This window comes from Olivibacter sp. 47, from assembly GCF_030372825.1.
Classification (GTDB): domain Bacteria; phylum Bacteroidota; class Bacteroidia; order Sphingobacteriales; family Sphingobacteriaceae; genus Olivibacter; species Olivibacter oleidegradans.
Genome location: NZ_JAUCNR010000001.1, coordinates 3297358 through 3313243 on the forward strand (window position 1 = coordinate 3297358; position 15886 = coordinate 3313243).

The 15886-nt window shown below is 38.9% G+C and carries 14 protein-coding genes; 6 read left to right on the forward strand and 8 right to left on the reverse strand.

Going from position 1 to position 15886, the window contains the following annotated elements:
* Window positions 1–90 precede the first annotated feature (90 nt).
* The gene (locus QT327_RS14360) at window positions 91–1284 is read right to left on the reverse strand and encodes an anhydro-N-acetylmuramic acid kinase (protein WP_130855923.1); all 1194 of its coding nucleotides are present in this window, start codon (window positions 1282–1284) and stop codon (window positions 91–93) included.
* A gap of 190 nt (window positions 1285–1474) precedes the next feature.
* On the opposite strand from QT327_RS14360, the gene QT327_RS14365 reads away from it, so the two are divergent.
* Window positions 1475–3745, forward strand: coding sequence for a S41 family peptidase (locus QT327_RS14365; protein ID WP_289553155.1), 2271 nt, complete (start codon window positions 1475–1477; stop codon window positions 3743–3745).
* A 112-nt stretch (window positions 3746–3857) separates the two neighbouring features.
* Window positions 3858–6383, forward strand: a complete 2526-nt coding sequence (locus QT327_RS14370; protein ID WP_130855921.1) for a beta-N-acetylhexosaminidase — start codon at window positions 3858–3860, stop codon at window positions 6381–6383.
* Window positions 6384–6460: 77 nt separating this feature from the next.
* Here QT327_RS14370 and QT327_RS14375 read toward each other — a convergent pair whose 3' ends face one another.
* The 7 genes from QT327_RS14375 to QT327_RS14405 all read right to left on the reverse strand — a co-directional run bounded on the left by QT327_RS14375 (window position 6461) and on the right by QT327_RS14405 (window position 12026).
* Window positions 6461–7246: a DUF4261 domain-containing protein gene (locus QT327_RS14375; protein WP_242627180.1), complete on the reverse strand. Its 786-nt coding sequence runs from the start codon at window positions 7244–7246 to the stop codon at window positions 6461–6463.
* Between the two features lie 272 nt (window positions 7247–7518).
* On the reverse strand, window positions 7519–8019 hold the full coding sequence (locus QT327_RS14380; RefSeq protein ID WP_130855920.1) for a hypothetical protein: 501 nt from the start codon (window positions 8017–8019) through the stop codon (window positions 7519–7521).
* Window positions 8020–8045: 26 nt separating this feature from the next.
* Window positions 8046–8696, reverse strand: a complete 651-nt coding sequence (locus tag QT327_RS14385) for an MgtC/SapB family protein (protein ID WP_013667027.1) — start codon at window positions 8694–8696, stop codon at window positions 8046–8048.
* A gap of 32 nt (window positions 8697–8728) precedes the next feature.
* Complete coding sequence (locus tag QT327_RS14390) at window positions 8729–9409, reverse strand: DUF2490 domain-containing protein (RefSeq protein WP_130855919.1); 681 nt, start codon at window positions 9407–9409, stop codon at window positions 8729–8731.
* Between the two features lie 13 nt (window positions 9410–9422).
* On the reverse strand, window positions 9423–10049 hold the full coding sequence (locus QT327_RS14395; RefSeq protein WP_130855918.1) for a hypothetical protein: 627 nt from the start codon (window positions 10047–10049) through the stop codon (window positions 9423–9425).
* Window positions 10050–10078: 29 nt separating this feature from the next.
* Window positions 10079–11392, reverse strand: coding sequence for an amino acid permease (locus QT327_RS14400; RefSeq protein WP_289553156.1), 1314 nt, complete (start codon window positions 11390–11392; stop codon window positions 10079–10081).
* 349 nt (window positions 11393–11741) lie between these two features.
* A complete protein-coding gene (locus tag QT327_RS14405; protein WP_013667031.1) occupies window positions 11742–12026 on the reverse strand; it encodes a hypothetical protein in 285 nt (94 codons plus the stop codon).
* A 479-nt stretch (window positions 12027–12505) separates the two neighbouring features.
* Here QT327_RS14405 and QT327_RS14410 point away from each other — a divergent pair, with 479 nt between their 5' ends.
* From QT327_RS14410 to QT327_RS14425, 4 genes are read left to right on the forward strand one after another with little or no spacing between them, the layout of a single operon-like run.
* Window positions 12506–13000, forward strand: coding sequence for a YbhB/YbcL family Raf kinase inhibitor-like protein (locus tag QT327_RS14410; protein ID WP_130855916.1), 495 nt, complete (start codon window positions 12506–12508; stop codon window positions 12998–13000).
* On the forward strand, window positions 12993–14084 hold the full coding sequence (locus tag QT327_RS14415; RefSeq protein ID WP_130855915.1) for a glycosyltransferase family 9 protein: 1092 nt from the start codon (window positions 12993–12995) through the stop codon (window positions 14082–14084). Before QT327_RS14410 ends, QT327_RS14415 begins: the two co-directional genes overlap by 8 nt.
* Before the next feature lie 36 nt (window positions 14085–14120).
* Window positions 14121–15119: a glycosyltransferase gene (locus QT327_RS14420; RefSeq protein ID WP_130855914.1), complete on the forward strand. Its 999-nt coding sequence runs from the start codon at window positions 14121–14123 to the stop codon at window positions 15117–15119.
* A gap of 11 nt (window positions 15120–15130) precedes the next feature.
* The gene (locus tag QT327_RS14425; RefSeq protein ID WP_130855913.1) at window positions 15131–15859 is read left to right on the forward strand and encodes an SDR family oxidoreductase; all 729 of its coding nucleotides are present in this window, start codon (window positions 15131–15133) and stop codon (window positions 15857–15859) included.
* Window positions 15860–15886 lie beyond the last annotated feature (27 nt).

Sequence of the window (15886 nt, forward strand, 5' to 3'; positions counted from 1 at the left end):
TAAATTTGCTTTTTTTCACAAGCATTCACTTTTTTTGTGTTCAAGTTGTTTCTGTAAAACCATGTATACCCAGATTAAAGCTCCTGTGGATCAATACGGAAAACTAACTTTCCCCATAGATACAGCGGGTAAACCACCCATCTGTTCAAAATGGGTCTGCCTCCCTGCAACGGCTTCGTTAGCCAATAATGCAAACAGGACGGCCTCTTTTGCATCGGGATTAATTCCCAGCTCTTTCGTCGTTCTTGCTTTTTTGTTTAAGAGTCGCTCAATTTGATCTACCAACAAAGGGTTGTACATACCGCCCCCACTAAGGTATAACGTATAGTTCTCGCCTTTTTTTATGGATGAAATGATTGCCTGTGCAATACCTTCTGCCGAAAACTGTACAAGCGTTGCCATGATATCATAATCATTCAAACCTTGCTGCTCTGAACGTTCAATTGCCCGATTTAAATAAGCCAAACTAAAAAGCTCTGGCCCCGTGGTTTTCGGAAAAGGGGCTCTAAAAAAGTCGTTGTCCAATAAAGCTTTCAAAAGGCCTTCATTGATCTTTCCGGCAGAAGCTATCGTCGCGTCTTTATCATAATATCTTCCAGGAAATTTAAGCTGAATATATTGATCCATTAATGTATTACCGGGGCCTACATCCGTCGAAAAGCCGCTTTCCGAAAAGTTGGCTGGTAAGTAAGTGAAGTTTGCGATCCCCCCTATATTAAGCATAATTCTATTCTCTTTCGGGTGAGAGAAGATCAAATAATCCCCATACACAGCTAATGGGGCACCTTCCCCACCACCTGCAATATGTTTTTGTCGAAAATCACTAATGGTGATAATACCGGTATTTACTGCTAAATGATCTGCATCGCCTATTTGGAGCGTGGCGTTGCCATACTTTTGATTTCCATGCATATGCTTCGGTGCGTGAAAAATAGTTTGACCATGGCTGGCAATAATATCAATGTCGTCAGCTTCAAGCTGCCATTCTTTTAAACAAGCAGAGACGAGCGAAGCATAATAGCGGCCGATATAAGCGTTTAACAAGGTGATTTTCTCTAAGTCGACCATCTTCTTTGCAAACACTGATTTTAAGTCTTCTTTAAAAGCAGTGTCATAATCCTTTGTTACAAAATGCAACACCTTCACCTGAGTTTCCGGTCCGTAACCTTTGAATTGACACAACGCAATATCGAGCCCATCAAAGGAAGTTCCTGACATAAGGCCAATAATATTTCGTTCTTCTTTAGCCGCTATTTTATAGAGTTTCTCGATATTTTTATTCATAAAGCCATAGAAACTGATCCAAGGAAACGAATATAGAATTTTCGTGATAAATTTTGCAAGTAACCGGAAGAAAGACAAAGCATCACGTCGAAATGTTATAAAATGTTAATTCTGCTCCGCTTTTTTGTATTAGTTATCAATAGGTTATAAACTTGTCATAAAATCACCTTACTGCTAAAAATGAGGAACCATGAATAGGTTGTTAATCCTTTTTATCCTTTGTTTCCAACTTCACCCACTTGCTTATGCGCAACCAAGTAAACAGCAAAAACGAAATTTGATGGCTTTCAGCAAATTGTTTGGATATGTTAGGTATTTTTATCCGGCCGACGAACTGCAAAACGATTCTTGTTGGAATGCAATAGCCATATACGGAATACAGCGTATGCTCACGGTAAAGAACGACAAGGGTTTAATAGCGGAACTGCGTGCTTTATTTTGCCCACTTGTGCCCCAAGCTAAAATTGATTTCTCAGACAAAATCGATAGCTTTACGTTAACAGATACGGTCAATAATTGTAAAGATCGATTAGTTTATTGGCAGCATCAGGGCTTCGGCCTAAATTCAAACATGTCCGTCCCTTTTAGAAGTATACGGGTAAACAGTAAAATAGAATACGACCAAAACAAAAGCCCCTTAAGTTACTTTTCGGTTACAAAAGTACTTCAATTGGAGAAATACAAAGGGAAGCCTTTTGTATTCACCTTGGATATTACAGCTAAACCGACGTCGGACAATTATAAAGACAATTTATTTGCAGGCCCTTGTTTATCGTCGGAAGACCTAGAGGAACTAAATACAGAACGAAAAGCAATTGCTGAAGTGAAAGAAAGTTTCATATTTCGTGGAACGATCGACAGAAACTTACCCCTTATACAATTTGGATGTTACATTGATCCATCCGTCGAAAATGTACAAATAAATAGTCCGCAACTATTTATACATAATTCCGACAACAAGTTAATTCCTATAGATCTCGATTTAGCAGAATTAATTGATTTTTCAGGGGATTTAAATATTGAACGTACGAAATATGCGTTTATGATAGGAAAAGTACGTCATGAGCCGCTCTTTAATAGGGAAATTAAGGCAGGTGAAGTAATAAGGAAGGAGCTAGTGTCTGATATCAGTGTCCTTATTCCGCTTTCATTATATAGTAATGGTATACATACCTACCCGGTTGTTGACAGCGCTACGCTTGACCGATTTCAAAAGAAGGCAAGCGTAAAGTTCTTAGGTCAGGATGAAAAAGCAATTGAAACACGACTAGCTTGTCTTATTCAAGCATGGAACGTACTCAAGCATTCCTTCCCTTACTGGAAAGAAGCTTCTGCTGCTCCCGATTCAATATTTGAACGATCGCTCGAAAAAGCATTTTTTGATGTTGATAAACAGGATTTCTTAAGCACCCTTCAATTATTAACCGTCCCCTTAAACGACGGGCAAATGTATGTGGACCTTTATAATGAAACAAAAGATGATGCAACAGCCAGTGTACCACTACTTGCGACATCCATAGACAACAGGATTTTCGTTAAAATGGTGATGGATCAGGATCTTTCAAAACGCGTGCAAATAGGCGATGAAATTATGAATATAAACGGACGATCCGCAATGGAGTATCTTAGAGAAAAAGAAGATTTAATATCTGGATCTCAACAGTGGAAACGATCAAAAGGATTAACAATATTATTCAACGGCCCGAAACACAGTTCGTTAAAAATGAAACTACGAACGGCGGAAGGTGAGAAAAGGATTCAAATTCCAAGAAGTGAAATGTCGAGAGCGCCTCAAAACAATTCTGTCTCATTGTATCAAAGAGCAACAGGGTGGATTAATAAAGCATTATATTATGTTGATCTTACTTCTGATAAGTTTGGAACAAACCCTTATATTCTGCAAGAAATGGATGAGGCAAAGGCGATCATTTTCGATATGAGGGGCTATCCTCCTGCAACGATTTCTTCAGCTCAAATGCTTAATCAAATTCAGGAACAGCTTACTACTTCAGAAATTATAGGTCATCGCATTTATGTTCCACAAATTCTCTATCCAGACTATCAGAATGTGCACTATAAAGTACTGACGCATTTAATTCATCCGGCGCAAAAAAGGTGGAAAGCAAAAGCATACTTTCTAACGGATGCTAATGCAATAAGTGTGTCGGAAACCTATCTTAGCGTAATAAAGGATCATAAACTCGGAACTATTATTGGTCAAGCTACCGCGGGTGCAGATGGAGCTGTTAATATTTTGCTCTTGCCCCATGGTTATAGGTTACGCTTTTCAGGAACGTTGGTAAAAACGAATACAGGTAGTAAACATTATTTAGTAGGAGTCATACCTGATATAGAGGTGAAACCTACGCTTGAGGCGCTAAAAGAAAGACGTGACGAAATACTGGAACGAGCAATAGAACTCGCTGAACAGGACATTCAATCGGCTGCAATAGGTAAGTGAATAACGTACGTATCCGTAATATCATCGATACCAGGTGAAAACAGATGAAAATCGATTAATAATATCTTATTATTGAAGATTAATCCGATATTTAAACACAAAAAGCTAACATATGAAGATTAATCATCAATTCCTTTGGCTTTGGTTAATTCTTTTTTTCGCTTGCTCGAATAGCAAAAGTATAACAGAAGAAAGTAAACCCTTAAAGCTAAAATGGAAAATACTTGAAAGCTCCTCTGCAAAACTCACAGAAAGTGAATCAGCTTTCACCATTATTAATACGGGTAAGCGTTCATTAAAACAGGGGAATTGGAAACTCTTTTTTAATATGGGCTCTTTACGATTGAGTGATAGCGATACCAATCACGTTGAAATAGCGCACATCAATGGTGATGTCTTTTCAATTGCTCCCGATTCCACTTTCCCGGAGATTAGACCCGGTGATTCGATCGTTATGCAAGTGCTTTCACGTAAGATCCGCAATATTACAGATTTTCCAAATGGTTTTTATGCAGTATTTAATCCTGATTCCACCAAGGGAGTTAGTTTGTCTTTAGCATTGGACACACCAAAATATATTAAAAAGCAGGAAATAGCACTGAATGCCAAAATCTATGAAGAAAATACCAAGATTGTATCCGTAGACAGCATGTCGATTCCGCCTGTGTTTCCGACTCCGGAAAGTTATTACCGAAAACCGGGAAGCTTTACGTTTAATGAAGAGTTGAAAATTTATGCTGACTCTAGCATATTAGGGGAAGCAGAGCATTTAGTAGAACTATGTAAATTGCTGAATTGTAACGCGATATTAACTAATAGCCGTAACCAAGCGACGATACGGTTTGAAAAGAAGGCGCTCAACACGCCGGAAGCTTACGAACTTACCATAACACCTCATGACATTAGCATCTATTCGGGCGATCCTAGGGGAGCGTTTTATGCTATACAGTCCATTAAGACGCTTATAGCACCGGAATATTATAAGGGTACGCAAAAAAATATTAGCTTACCTTGTGTTAGTATAATAGATCGACCAAGATTTAAACATCGGGCTTTCCAGTTGGATGTTGGACGGAACTTTCAACCGAAAGAGCAAATTTTTAAGCTTTTAGATTTAATGGCCCTGTATAAGTTGAACGTTTTTCATTTTCACTTAGTTGAGGATGAAGGCTGGCGCTTAGAAATTCCCGGCCTACCCGAACTCACAGAAGTCGGCGCGTTCAGAGGCCACACCTTAAACGAATTGGATCACCTTCTTCCCTCCTATGGCTCCGGTCCTTTTAAAACGAACACAGCAGGGAGCGGATATTACAGCCGAAAGGATTATATAGATATCTTACGATATGCTAAGTCTAGACACATCCGCGTAATACCTGAGATAGAGACACCCGGACACGCGCGGGCAGCTATTAAAGCGATGAAAGCCCGTTATGAACATTTTAAAGCACAAGGTAAGGAAGAAGAGGGACGAAAATACCTGCTGCATGACTTGGAAGATCATTCAGATTATCGTTCGGTTCAAGGGTTCAATGATAATGTGATAAATGTTGCTCTGCCATCAACCTATACATTCTTGGAAAAAGTAAGCGATGAGTTGATCAATATGCACAAAGAGGCTGGAATGCCTCTTCAGACCATCCATTTCGGCGGAGATGAGGTGCCTTCCGGGGTTTGGGAGCAATCTCCTGCCGTTAGAAAGTTGATGGCCAACGATCCGACAATAAAATCGGTAGACGATTTATGGTATTATTATTTCAATAAGTTGCAGAGGTTCTTGTCAACTAAAGCATTGTACCTCTCTGCTTGGGAAGAAGCCGGGTTGCGTAAGGTAGCAGACGGGAAGGGAAAGAAAAAGATGATTGTGGAACAGCGTTTCGCCAAAAATAACTTTCATTTAGATGTTTGGAATAATTTAGCCGGGAATGAAGACCTTGCTTATAAACTGGCCAATGCAGGCTACCAAGTTGTGCTTACAAATGTTACCAACATGTATCTTGATTTGGCTTATAACCCTAGCTTTTACGAAATCGGGCAATATTGGGGTGGCTATGTTGATCTGGAGAAACCTTTTCGATTCATTCCGTACAACTATTATAAAAATCAGGTAGAAGACGAAAAAGGAAGAGCTCTTCCCGCTAACCACTTTGTAAAAATGGAACGGCTAACAAAATTCGGCAAGGATAATATTGTCGGAATTCAGGCGCCATTATGGAGCGAAAAAATAGTCAATAAAGATCGTTTGGAATATCTGCTGTTACCGAAATTGTTAGGTTTAGCTGAGCGGGCTTGGGCACCCGATCCTAGTTGGGCCGTTGATGTTGAGCCGAAGAAAGCGGAAACCTCGTATTTATACGCTTGGTCAGTGTTTCTTAATACCGTTGGCAAAAGGGAATTGCCTCGTCTAGACTTTTACAAAGGAGGCTTTTTGTATAGAATTCCGACACCTGGGTTAAAAAAGATTGAAAACACAGTGTATGCCAATGTTCAGCTTCCAGGTTTAATTATTCGCTATACAACAGACGGTACGGAACCTAATGAAAAAAGTAAGGTATATTCAAAACCCGTTTCCTTTCAAAAAGGGCTCAAATTTAGAGCGTTTAATGTATTGGGAAGAGGGGGGAGAACGGTTTCATGGTAACTGAGAATAGACGCTACCTTGGTTATATGTAGGGAAACAATAACTGGTTGGTTTTATTTTAGCGTAATAAAGAATCTTTAATAAGAAATTTTAAGTGTGGTGCCATGAACAAATTTGCCTTTAGATTTGCTTATAGTAAACTTCTCATTCCAAGACAAGCCAACCATCTCGCCGCTTTTCAAATGTACGTTAGAAACCAAGACATAATGTACAATATTATACATAAGCGCATTTAATTCTTCAAATGTCTTTTCGGAATTTATAATCTCCATTTCTTGCTTTCCAAAATCAGACAAACCATAGGTATAGATGGATTGCTTTGTTCCAAGCTGTCTGAGGCCAAAATAAATCCAATTGTACAGTGGCAGGCGGTCTTCTGAGGCACCAATAGCATTATTTAAATAAAAGTCCTTTTCTAGTAAAAGTGTTCTTCCTCCCATATAAAAACCTAAAGAGTTGCTGCTTTTTAAGATAGCACATACAACTTTACTGAACAATAGATTTTCCTTTAAAGCGTTTTTTCCCGCATTTATAAGCGATATAATAATATGACCGTTATGTTCTGCTGTTTCTTCTATGGCGTTCGGCCAGTAATAATTGTACCTGGCAATCTCATTCACCTCATCATCCGGAATATTGCCACAAATGGGTGCAATAACTATTTGATAATCCGCAATCGTTAATACCATCATTTCCTCTCCTCGCTCATGCTCTACCATTTTGGTCTTAAATTCACTTTGAAGTAACCATAGCACCTCATCAAGTACCATTGTCGCTTCTTTTAATAATACAATTCCTAAAATAATAGCCGATGTTGAACTTTCTATTCGCTTTTCTCTATTTAAAAAACTTAAAATCCCCATAAGAATGCAATCAAAAAGAAATCCAGTGAACTCTCAGCGGCGGTTGTTCGGAGAATGTGTGCTCCTAAACCGTTACTATCGAACTCAAGCAGAAATGAACATCTTCCTTAGATCGTAAGAAATAAGACGTTCGAGATGTTAATTGGTATTTACAGATTTCTTTATTTGGTTTTGTTAATGATTTGTTTAGTTGACGTTGCTAATATAAATTATATACACATTATTTCACAATAATATATGAATATTTGAGAAATAAGATAGAGGAAGTGCATCTATTTTTCTTTCAAGTGCATATCGATTTTCATGATGAGATCATCGAGCCAATTTTTGTAATCCGACAGATATATGAGTTCAAAATTGATGTAATGTACCCAAAGGAGTTCTGTATATTTGAAGCCTAACAAATTGGATACTTTTTCAAAAATGGTTTTAGGTAAACCGCCAGCGACTAATCGGGTTAATTCTTCAGCCAGAACATTCTGAACGTTCTTATAACAGGAGATAACAGTATCGGGAAAGGCTAAGTCGAAACGAATATAGCGTCGCATGATTAAATCGTAAGCTATTGCATGGCGCCCTTTTTCGAAAAGAACCGCTAACTGTTTATAGGGAATGGTGTCTTGCGAGGCGTATATTGTATGAGGTGGTCGAAGTCTAAATAAGGTCTCATGTAAAGTGCCACCACCGTGAGCGGTCACTTGGATAAGTCCCTCCGGCACTCCCAGCTTTGATAGAAACTGAACCGACTCCTCCTTGTTTAAAATGGTGCTCATTAGGTTTACTATGTAATGGTTAATGGTTAGCTAAAGGCTCGTACATAAGGCAATTGAATTATTTCTTCATCCAAATACCTTAATTTTTTGTCACTTCCTTGTACCTCTAATATAGCAAATAATCTTTCATTTTGCTTACGCAACGAAATTCTTGTATACTTTATGTGCCTTTCCTCTAAAAAATGCTCAACATAATGAAGATGCCGAAGATCGCCATCACAAAAGTCAATATTCAGCAACTTACGATTATGGTACATTCCAATTAGATTTTCAATTTTGGTAAACAAGGACAAAACTACAATAGTAACCAACGTAAGCGCCAGAGCTAAAGCGTGGTAACCGATTCCAGCCGCCATACCTATTCCCGCCGCCGTCCAAATAACCGCCGCAGTAGTGAGGCCCAGTACCGATAGTCGATCTTTAAATATAACACCCGCGCCTATAAAGCCAATACCTGTAATAATATTTGCAGAAATACGATCATCACTTCCGGTACCATATTTTGAAACGATCGTGAAAATTGTTGAACCGAGGCAAATTAATACAATGGTTCTAAAACCGGCTGATTTATTGTTGTATTCGCGTTCGAGTCCGATGATACTACCACAAATGATCGAAACGAGAAAGCTCATCATATCGTTAGGTTCAAGTAACCATTCAATTTCAGTTGTTTTCATACTTGCTTTAAACAACCAAGATGTCGAATAGTTTAAAAGCTATGAAACCACCCCAAATTGAGCCAACATTGGTGTTCCGTATTTTTTGCTATTATATCTTCAGCTCTATAATCGAAACCGGTCTCGAATTTCATTTTATCAGATAAATTATATCCAAGCGAGGCAAGCAGTCTAATCTCTACATCCAGTTCTTTTTTCGCATAGGTTGGAAGATATTCGTTGTTAATTTTTAAGTAAAACTCTTTAGGATCTATCTCTAAACCTTCTAATGGCTTTTCAAAACTTAGTCGGTACCGGATTCTGAACGACCATTCATTATCGGTTATGGTTTGGTCACTTCGAAAACGATGGGCAAGTCGAAAGCCTATTTTATTTTGAACATGAGCATATTGTTGAATGAAACGATGGACTAACTTTCCTTCTTCAATTCGAAGGAGATACCCCACACCCACTCCGTCTAAAGGGCTTAGCTTTCTGTTTAATATTGTTTCAAAATCGCTTCTTTCAAAATGAAATCCTTTTTGTGCAGTAAGGTTTGAAGGACCATCTTTTAACAGTTGTCGTATCTCTACTTTTGAATTTAGCTCATATCGGTCACCTAAGCTAAATTCATTATTAATTTGAGGAATAACCCCTAATTGGTAGCGATCCTGCCCACGTAAAGATGAAATGCAAAATAAAAAGAAATACCCGAACAGGAAATGGTTCTTCATTTGTGTTTTATAATCAGAATATGAGATGATTTACGGCACGTTCTACAATTTTAGACAATTTAATTACCTCACCTTGTTTATTAACAAGAATTTCGTAAAAGCTATTGATCTTATCTTCGCTGCTTTTCGCTTTTATAATAAGTTCATAATTTATTATGAGTTCTTCTGTAGTTTCCCTGGTTTGATTACCAACGATTCGCTGAAGTTGAGCAGAAGAGCCTTTCAATTGTACTTGTGTTTTGACAATTCTATAATGTTGAAAGTTAGTTTGTAAGTGGGTTTCAATTTGCTTCCTGGCTATGTCTTCAACCTCTTCAAACTTAATGCCTATCTCGATATCCTGTAAATTCCCTAATGTGTCGAATTCTACACTGTGTCGCTGTCCCTTCCATTTAAGTTTTGCTTCTAACGTAAAACCGCTTAGACCTTCTTCTCTATACCATTTTGCCTTTGCATTCAAATAAGTAGCTTTAATAAAGGATTTTGCTTTTTCAGGCACATGTTCCGCCGCTATCCTGTATTCTCTTTCTAATTTCTCTTGCGCTTCGATAGGCTGTGACAAGATAGAAAAAGCAAGAATAAATAATATTCTTAATCTGCGTGCAATCCCTTTATTTTCTATGCAATATATTAGGGTCATCGATCTATAATTGCTTTAGGTTAAAACACCTAAAATCTGTCGGTGGTTTTTTGTTTATTTCTTTTTACGGCCAAATAACTCACATATAATAGTATTAACCAGATGGGAATCAGTTCAACGGGCGTTTTCATACCCGTAAGCCACATGATAACGAGCACACCAATTAGGAACAATAGGCAGATATAATTTGTAAAAGGATATAGGAACGTTGGGAATTTTGATTTTAGCTGCTCAACATTTTTTGCTTTACGAAAAAACAAGTGGGTAATACTTATCATAATCCAATTGATAATCAACGACGACACCACTAAAGACATAAGAATCCCCAATGCTTGCTCGGGCATTAGTTTATTAATAACAATGCAAATAGCAGCAAAGATAGCCGAAACTAAAATAGCCATTATCGGGACGTGGTTTCTGTTCAGCTTCGACAAAAATCGGGGTGCATTGCCTTGCTTCGCCAATCCGAACAGCATTCTGCTATTGCTATAAACGCTACTGTTGTAAACAGATAATGCTGCAGTGAGTACAATAATATTTAACACATTGGCTATAATGCTTGTAAAAGAGAACGTTTTACCTAAGACTGTAAATTCAAAACCCTTTAAAGTGTCAAAAACAGCAACAAAGGGACTGCTACCGGTCGTAATTTCTCGCCATGGAGACAAGGAAAATAAAATCAGTAAGGCACCGACATAAAAAATTAGAATACGGTAAATTACTTGATTGGTTGCCTTTGGGATGTTTTTTTCGGGGTTCTCTGCCTCTGCTGCTGTAATACCAATTAATTCCAGGCCTCCGAAAGAAAACATAATCAAAGCCATAGCCGTAAGTAAACCTTGGTAATTCCCTCCTTCATCGATACTAAACAGACCTTTTGGAAAGAAACCATCATCATTCCATAAATTACGAATACTTGCTTCTTCTCCGCCCTTCCCGGTAATTAGGAGATAGGTGCCAAAAAGGATCATCGCAATAATGGCAATCACCTTAACAATTGAGAACCAAAACTCAGCTTCTCCGTATATTTTCACAGAGGCTAGATTAATGGCATTTATGACGAGGAAAAAAAACAAACTGGATGCCCAAAGTGGGATTTCAGGCCACCAAAATTGTACATAAATGCCTATGGCGGTCAGCTCCGACATGCTCACCAAGATATACAAGATCCAGTAATTCCATCCCGATGCATAACCTGGAAAGGCTCCCCAGTACTTATACGCAAAATGACTGAAGCTTCCTGATACCGGTTCTTCAACCACCATCTCTCCCAATTGCCGCATAATTAGAAAGGCGATGAAACCTGCTATTGCATAACCGAAGACAACGGCAGGACCTGCCATAACGGCTGCCGGTCCAAATTCCCAAAAATAAGCCGGTACCGATGGCGCCGCCTAAAGCAATAAGCTGTATATGTCTATTTAATAATCCCCGTTTAAGTTCTTGCTGATTTGACGTGTTTTCGTGAAGATTTTCCAAAATCTATTAGTTTTTACTTAGTAAAAAGCAAAGGTAAAAGATATATGCGTTTTGTTGTGATTATTTTGAAATTATCAGCAGTAACGCCGTGTTGCATATGGGTTACTGCCGATGCTTTATGTGGGCAATTCAATGGAAGGTCGCCATGGTTACCGTTAATTGGTTTAAACCAATTAAGTGTCAGCAAGATAATAACTTAAGATAAGTGTCGGACTAAGAAAGTATAATTCTCTTCAGATTAATAATATTTTTAGAGCTCGAGTAGGTAACCAGATAACTGTGTAATTTGTTAGGGTATTTTTCACCATCAATAAAAACGACATCCATGTAACGTGTATATTCATAATCTGCACTTAACCGGATATCGGTCCATGCATTTTGAAAGGGCTTCACTTTAAAATTTGTCATGTTGACTTCAGTAGGCAATTCCTCGGGATGCTCAAGCAAGTACTTTTGCAAATGATCAGGGAAGGCTGATAAAGCTTTAAAATTCTCCATAATAAGTTTGTTTTAGCGATATAAAATTAAATTAAAATGAAACAATATGATTATACATCTTTTACACAAACAGTATGAGAAAAAGAGCGTAGATGTGGCCTTCTTCGTAGCCATGAAGATTAATAAAGGAGTGGCAACGTTTTATTACTGTCCTAAAAAAGGTTCTCCGTTGTTCACTTCTTTGTATAAACTGCTTTCTCCTTTTCTAATTTTTCCTTGACGTTGTGCTGATATTGAAAAAGAAATTACGTTGAATTTTATACCTAAAGCACTTCTCTTCGCTTATTTACGACTTTTTTAGATGCAGTTACTTCACAGCTTTTCCTTTTTTGGATAGGAGTTTGTGCTTGTCTGTCCGGTTCTGGCAATCATTAAGATACGGAATTTTCGATAATCAAAATGATTATAGCGAGGTTGTATTCGTGGCAGATTTTGCGCTTTACGATGCATGAATAGTTTGACGAAGAAAAAAAAAACAGATGAAAATACGAAGCATTTTTGAACCAGGTACCGAGATTCCGAAAAGATTTACATGTTTAGGCTCAAATGTTAGCCCATCGTTCGTATTTGAAGGTGTTCCTTCTGATGCCGAAAGCTTAGTATTGTTGATCGAAGATATAGACGCTTCTCCAGTCCCATGGACGCATTGGCATGTTTTTAATATTCCTCCTGCCACTACGTTAATTGAAGAAGGGCAGGTACCTGCCGGTGGAATTGAAGGTTTGTGCAATAATCATACGTTTGGCTATGAAGGCCCCTGCCCAAAATACTTCAAAGGGATTCATCATTATGTATTCAGATTATATGCACTGGATACACGCTTAGAATTATCGGCAGCCACCGAACCTGCCACAATCAAAGAGCTGATGAAAGAACATATTATTGACTTTGCTGATTTAGTAGGGATTTGTGATAGTGGCACATATATAAATGACTTATCGGATGAAGTAACCGACGCTACAACAGATGAATAAAATTAAAGAGAAAGAGGTAAAAAAAATAGCCGTTCTAAGAGCCAACGCTCTTGGAGATTTTCTTGTTACCCTGCCAGCCATTCATGCTCTTAAACACGCTTATGAAGAGGCTGAGATTGTACTGCTGGGAAGTCCTTGGCACGCCGAATTTCTTGTCAAAAAGCGAACGGTAATCGATCGTGTTGTTGTGGTTCCCCTGTATAAAGGTATTCGGGATGAAGAAGGAAAAGAGGCAGATCAAGCAGAAATAGACCATTTTTTTCAACGTATGCAAGAAGAGAAGTTCGATCTAGCTATTCATTTTCAAGGCAGAGGTATAGCGTCCAATCCCTTTATAAGCAAATTAAACGCCCGCGTGACAATAGGGCATACATGCAGGGAGGCCATAGATACAGATTACTGCATTCCTTTTGTCCATTATCAGCACGAGGTAATGCGCTATTTAGAGCTGATAGATTTAGTGGGGGCATTGCTCTATACTTTAGAGCCCGAAATTACCCTGTTTCCTGCTGAGTATGCCAATGCAAAGGAGATTTTGCAAAATTTGGTTATTAGTCAGCCTTACATCATTGTGCATCCCGGTGCTAAGGATCTTCGAAGGCGATGGCTTCCGGATAAATTTGCACAATTGGCGGACGAGCTTGTAAAAAGCGGGGTTACTGTCCTATTCACTGGCGACAATGAGGATGAACAATACCTTCAGGAAATCATTGCAACTATGCAAAATCAGGCTTTTTACGCCTGCCGCAACGTATCCCTGGGAACGCTCGGAGCACTTTTTGCCAAAAGTGAATTGGTCGTTTCTAACGATACAGGACCGCTTCATTTGGCAAGGGCTGCTGGCGCTAAAACGGTAGGTATATATTGGGCACCCAACTTCGCTAAATGGGGACCGCTATTTACGAAAAAGCACCGATTTGTTATATCGTGGGATATGCAATGCCCTAGGTGCGGTGTCGTTCCGAATGAACCTTACCCTTTTGAACCTCGGGATCTTAATTGTGAACACCTTTTTTCGTTCGTAAGAGGCATTGAAGTAAGTGAAGTTTTAAGGGAAGTGAAAATTTTATTAAATGATAAATAGAAGCAAGAATGTACGAAGAAATATAAATAGACAGTTATGCAAATAATATCGCAAAAGCCATTAAGAATTTTAACCTGGCATATACATGGTAGTTATCTTTACTACCTTTCTCAGGTACCGTGCCAGTTCTATCTACCGGTAATGTCTGATAGACCGGAAGGATACGGCGGTCGCTCCGGAACTTTTAAATGGGGAGACAATGTATATGAGGTACCGGTTTCTGAACTAAAGGACATGGATTTTGATTGCATTTTGTTCCAGTCGAGAAAGAACTACCTCGAAGATCAGTATGAAATTTTAGATGAACGTCAAAGAGTTCTACCTAAGATTTATTTAGAACATGATCCACCGAGAGAGGTACCTACCGATACGCGGCATATAGTAGATGATCCTGAGGTCCTATTAATACATGTAACCCATTTTAACAATCTGATGTGGGACAATAATCGTACACCTACTAGAGTGATCCAACATGGAGTTTTGATCCCTAAAGACGTCAATTATACCGGAGTGCTTGAAAAAGGAGTTGTAGTAATCAATGGCATAGCGAAGCGAGGGAGGCGATTAGGTTACGATATTTTTAAGCAAGTGCAAAAGTATGTTCCTTTAGATCTAATCGGTATGGAATCGGAAGTGGCCGGTGGATTGGGAGAGATAGCGCCTCCTGAGCTACCATCCTTCATTTCGAAGTATCGTTTTTTCTTTAATCCGATACGTTACACAAGTTTAGGTTTGGCAGTCTGTGAGTCGATGATGGTAGGCTTACCAATTATAGGCTTAGCGACTACGGAGATGGCCATGACCGTAGACAATGGAAAGTCTGGGTACATTCATACGGATGTGTCATATTTGATAAATAAAATGCAGTTGTTGCTCGATGATCCACTTCACGCCAAAAAATTGGGGGATAATGCTAGGGAGACAGCAATACAAAACTTTGGAATGGATCGATTCATTCGCGACTGGCTGGACGCGTTCGAACTAGTAATCGAAAAATCAATGCAATTGAGGCAATCTAATCAGACAAATTATTAACAATATATATTATGGAAAATTCACTGCAAGATAAAGTAGTTTTAGTTACCGGAGCTGGTCGTGGTCTAGGAGCAGCAATTTGTAAGAGGCTTTCAAGAGACGGTGCCAGCATTGCATTAACAGATGTAAGAGAAAATGATTTGGTACATACGTCAGCGGAAATATCAGCTGCCGGATGCAATGCACAATCATATGTGATGGACGTAAGTGATGAAACCAGTGTGATAAACGTACTAAAACAAGTAGTAGACCATTTTGGCCGACTTGATGTGATAATAAACAATGCAGGAGTAGATTATACTAAATCAGTGGAAGAATTAAGCCTCAATGAATGGGACCAAGTAATGAGTGTCAATCTTCGTGGCCCCTTTATTGTTTCAAAAAGCGCTTTCCCATATTTGAAAAAGAATGGACAAGGACATATTGTGAATATCGTGTCGACAGCGAGCAAACGAGCTTGGGCTAACGCCTCTCCCTATCACGCGAGTAAATGGGGATTGCTGGGCTTTAGTCATGCCCTACACGTGGAAGGGCGTAAAGAGGGTATAAAGGTCACTGCCGTAATTGCCGGAGGAATGAAAACCCCCTTTCTACTGGAGCGTTTCCCCGACATCGATGTTAATTTGCTACAAGATCCTGAAAATGTAGCCGATACTGTTCGGTATGTGCTATCACTACCAAAAGAAACTGTGATCCCGGAAATTATGGTACTTCCCATGACTGAGACATCCTGGCCATAGGTCGCGCCTTTAGGCGGGCAGTGACTT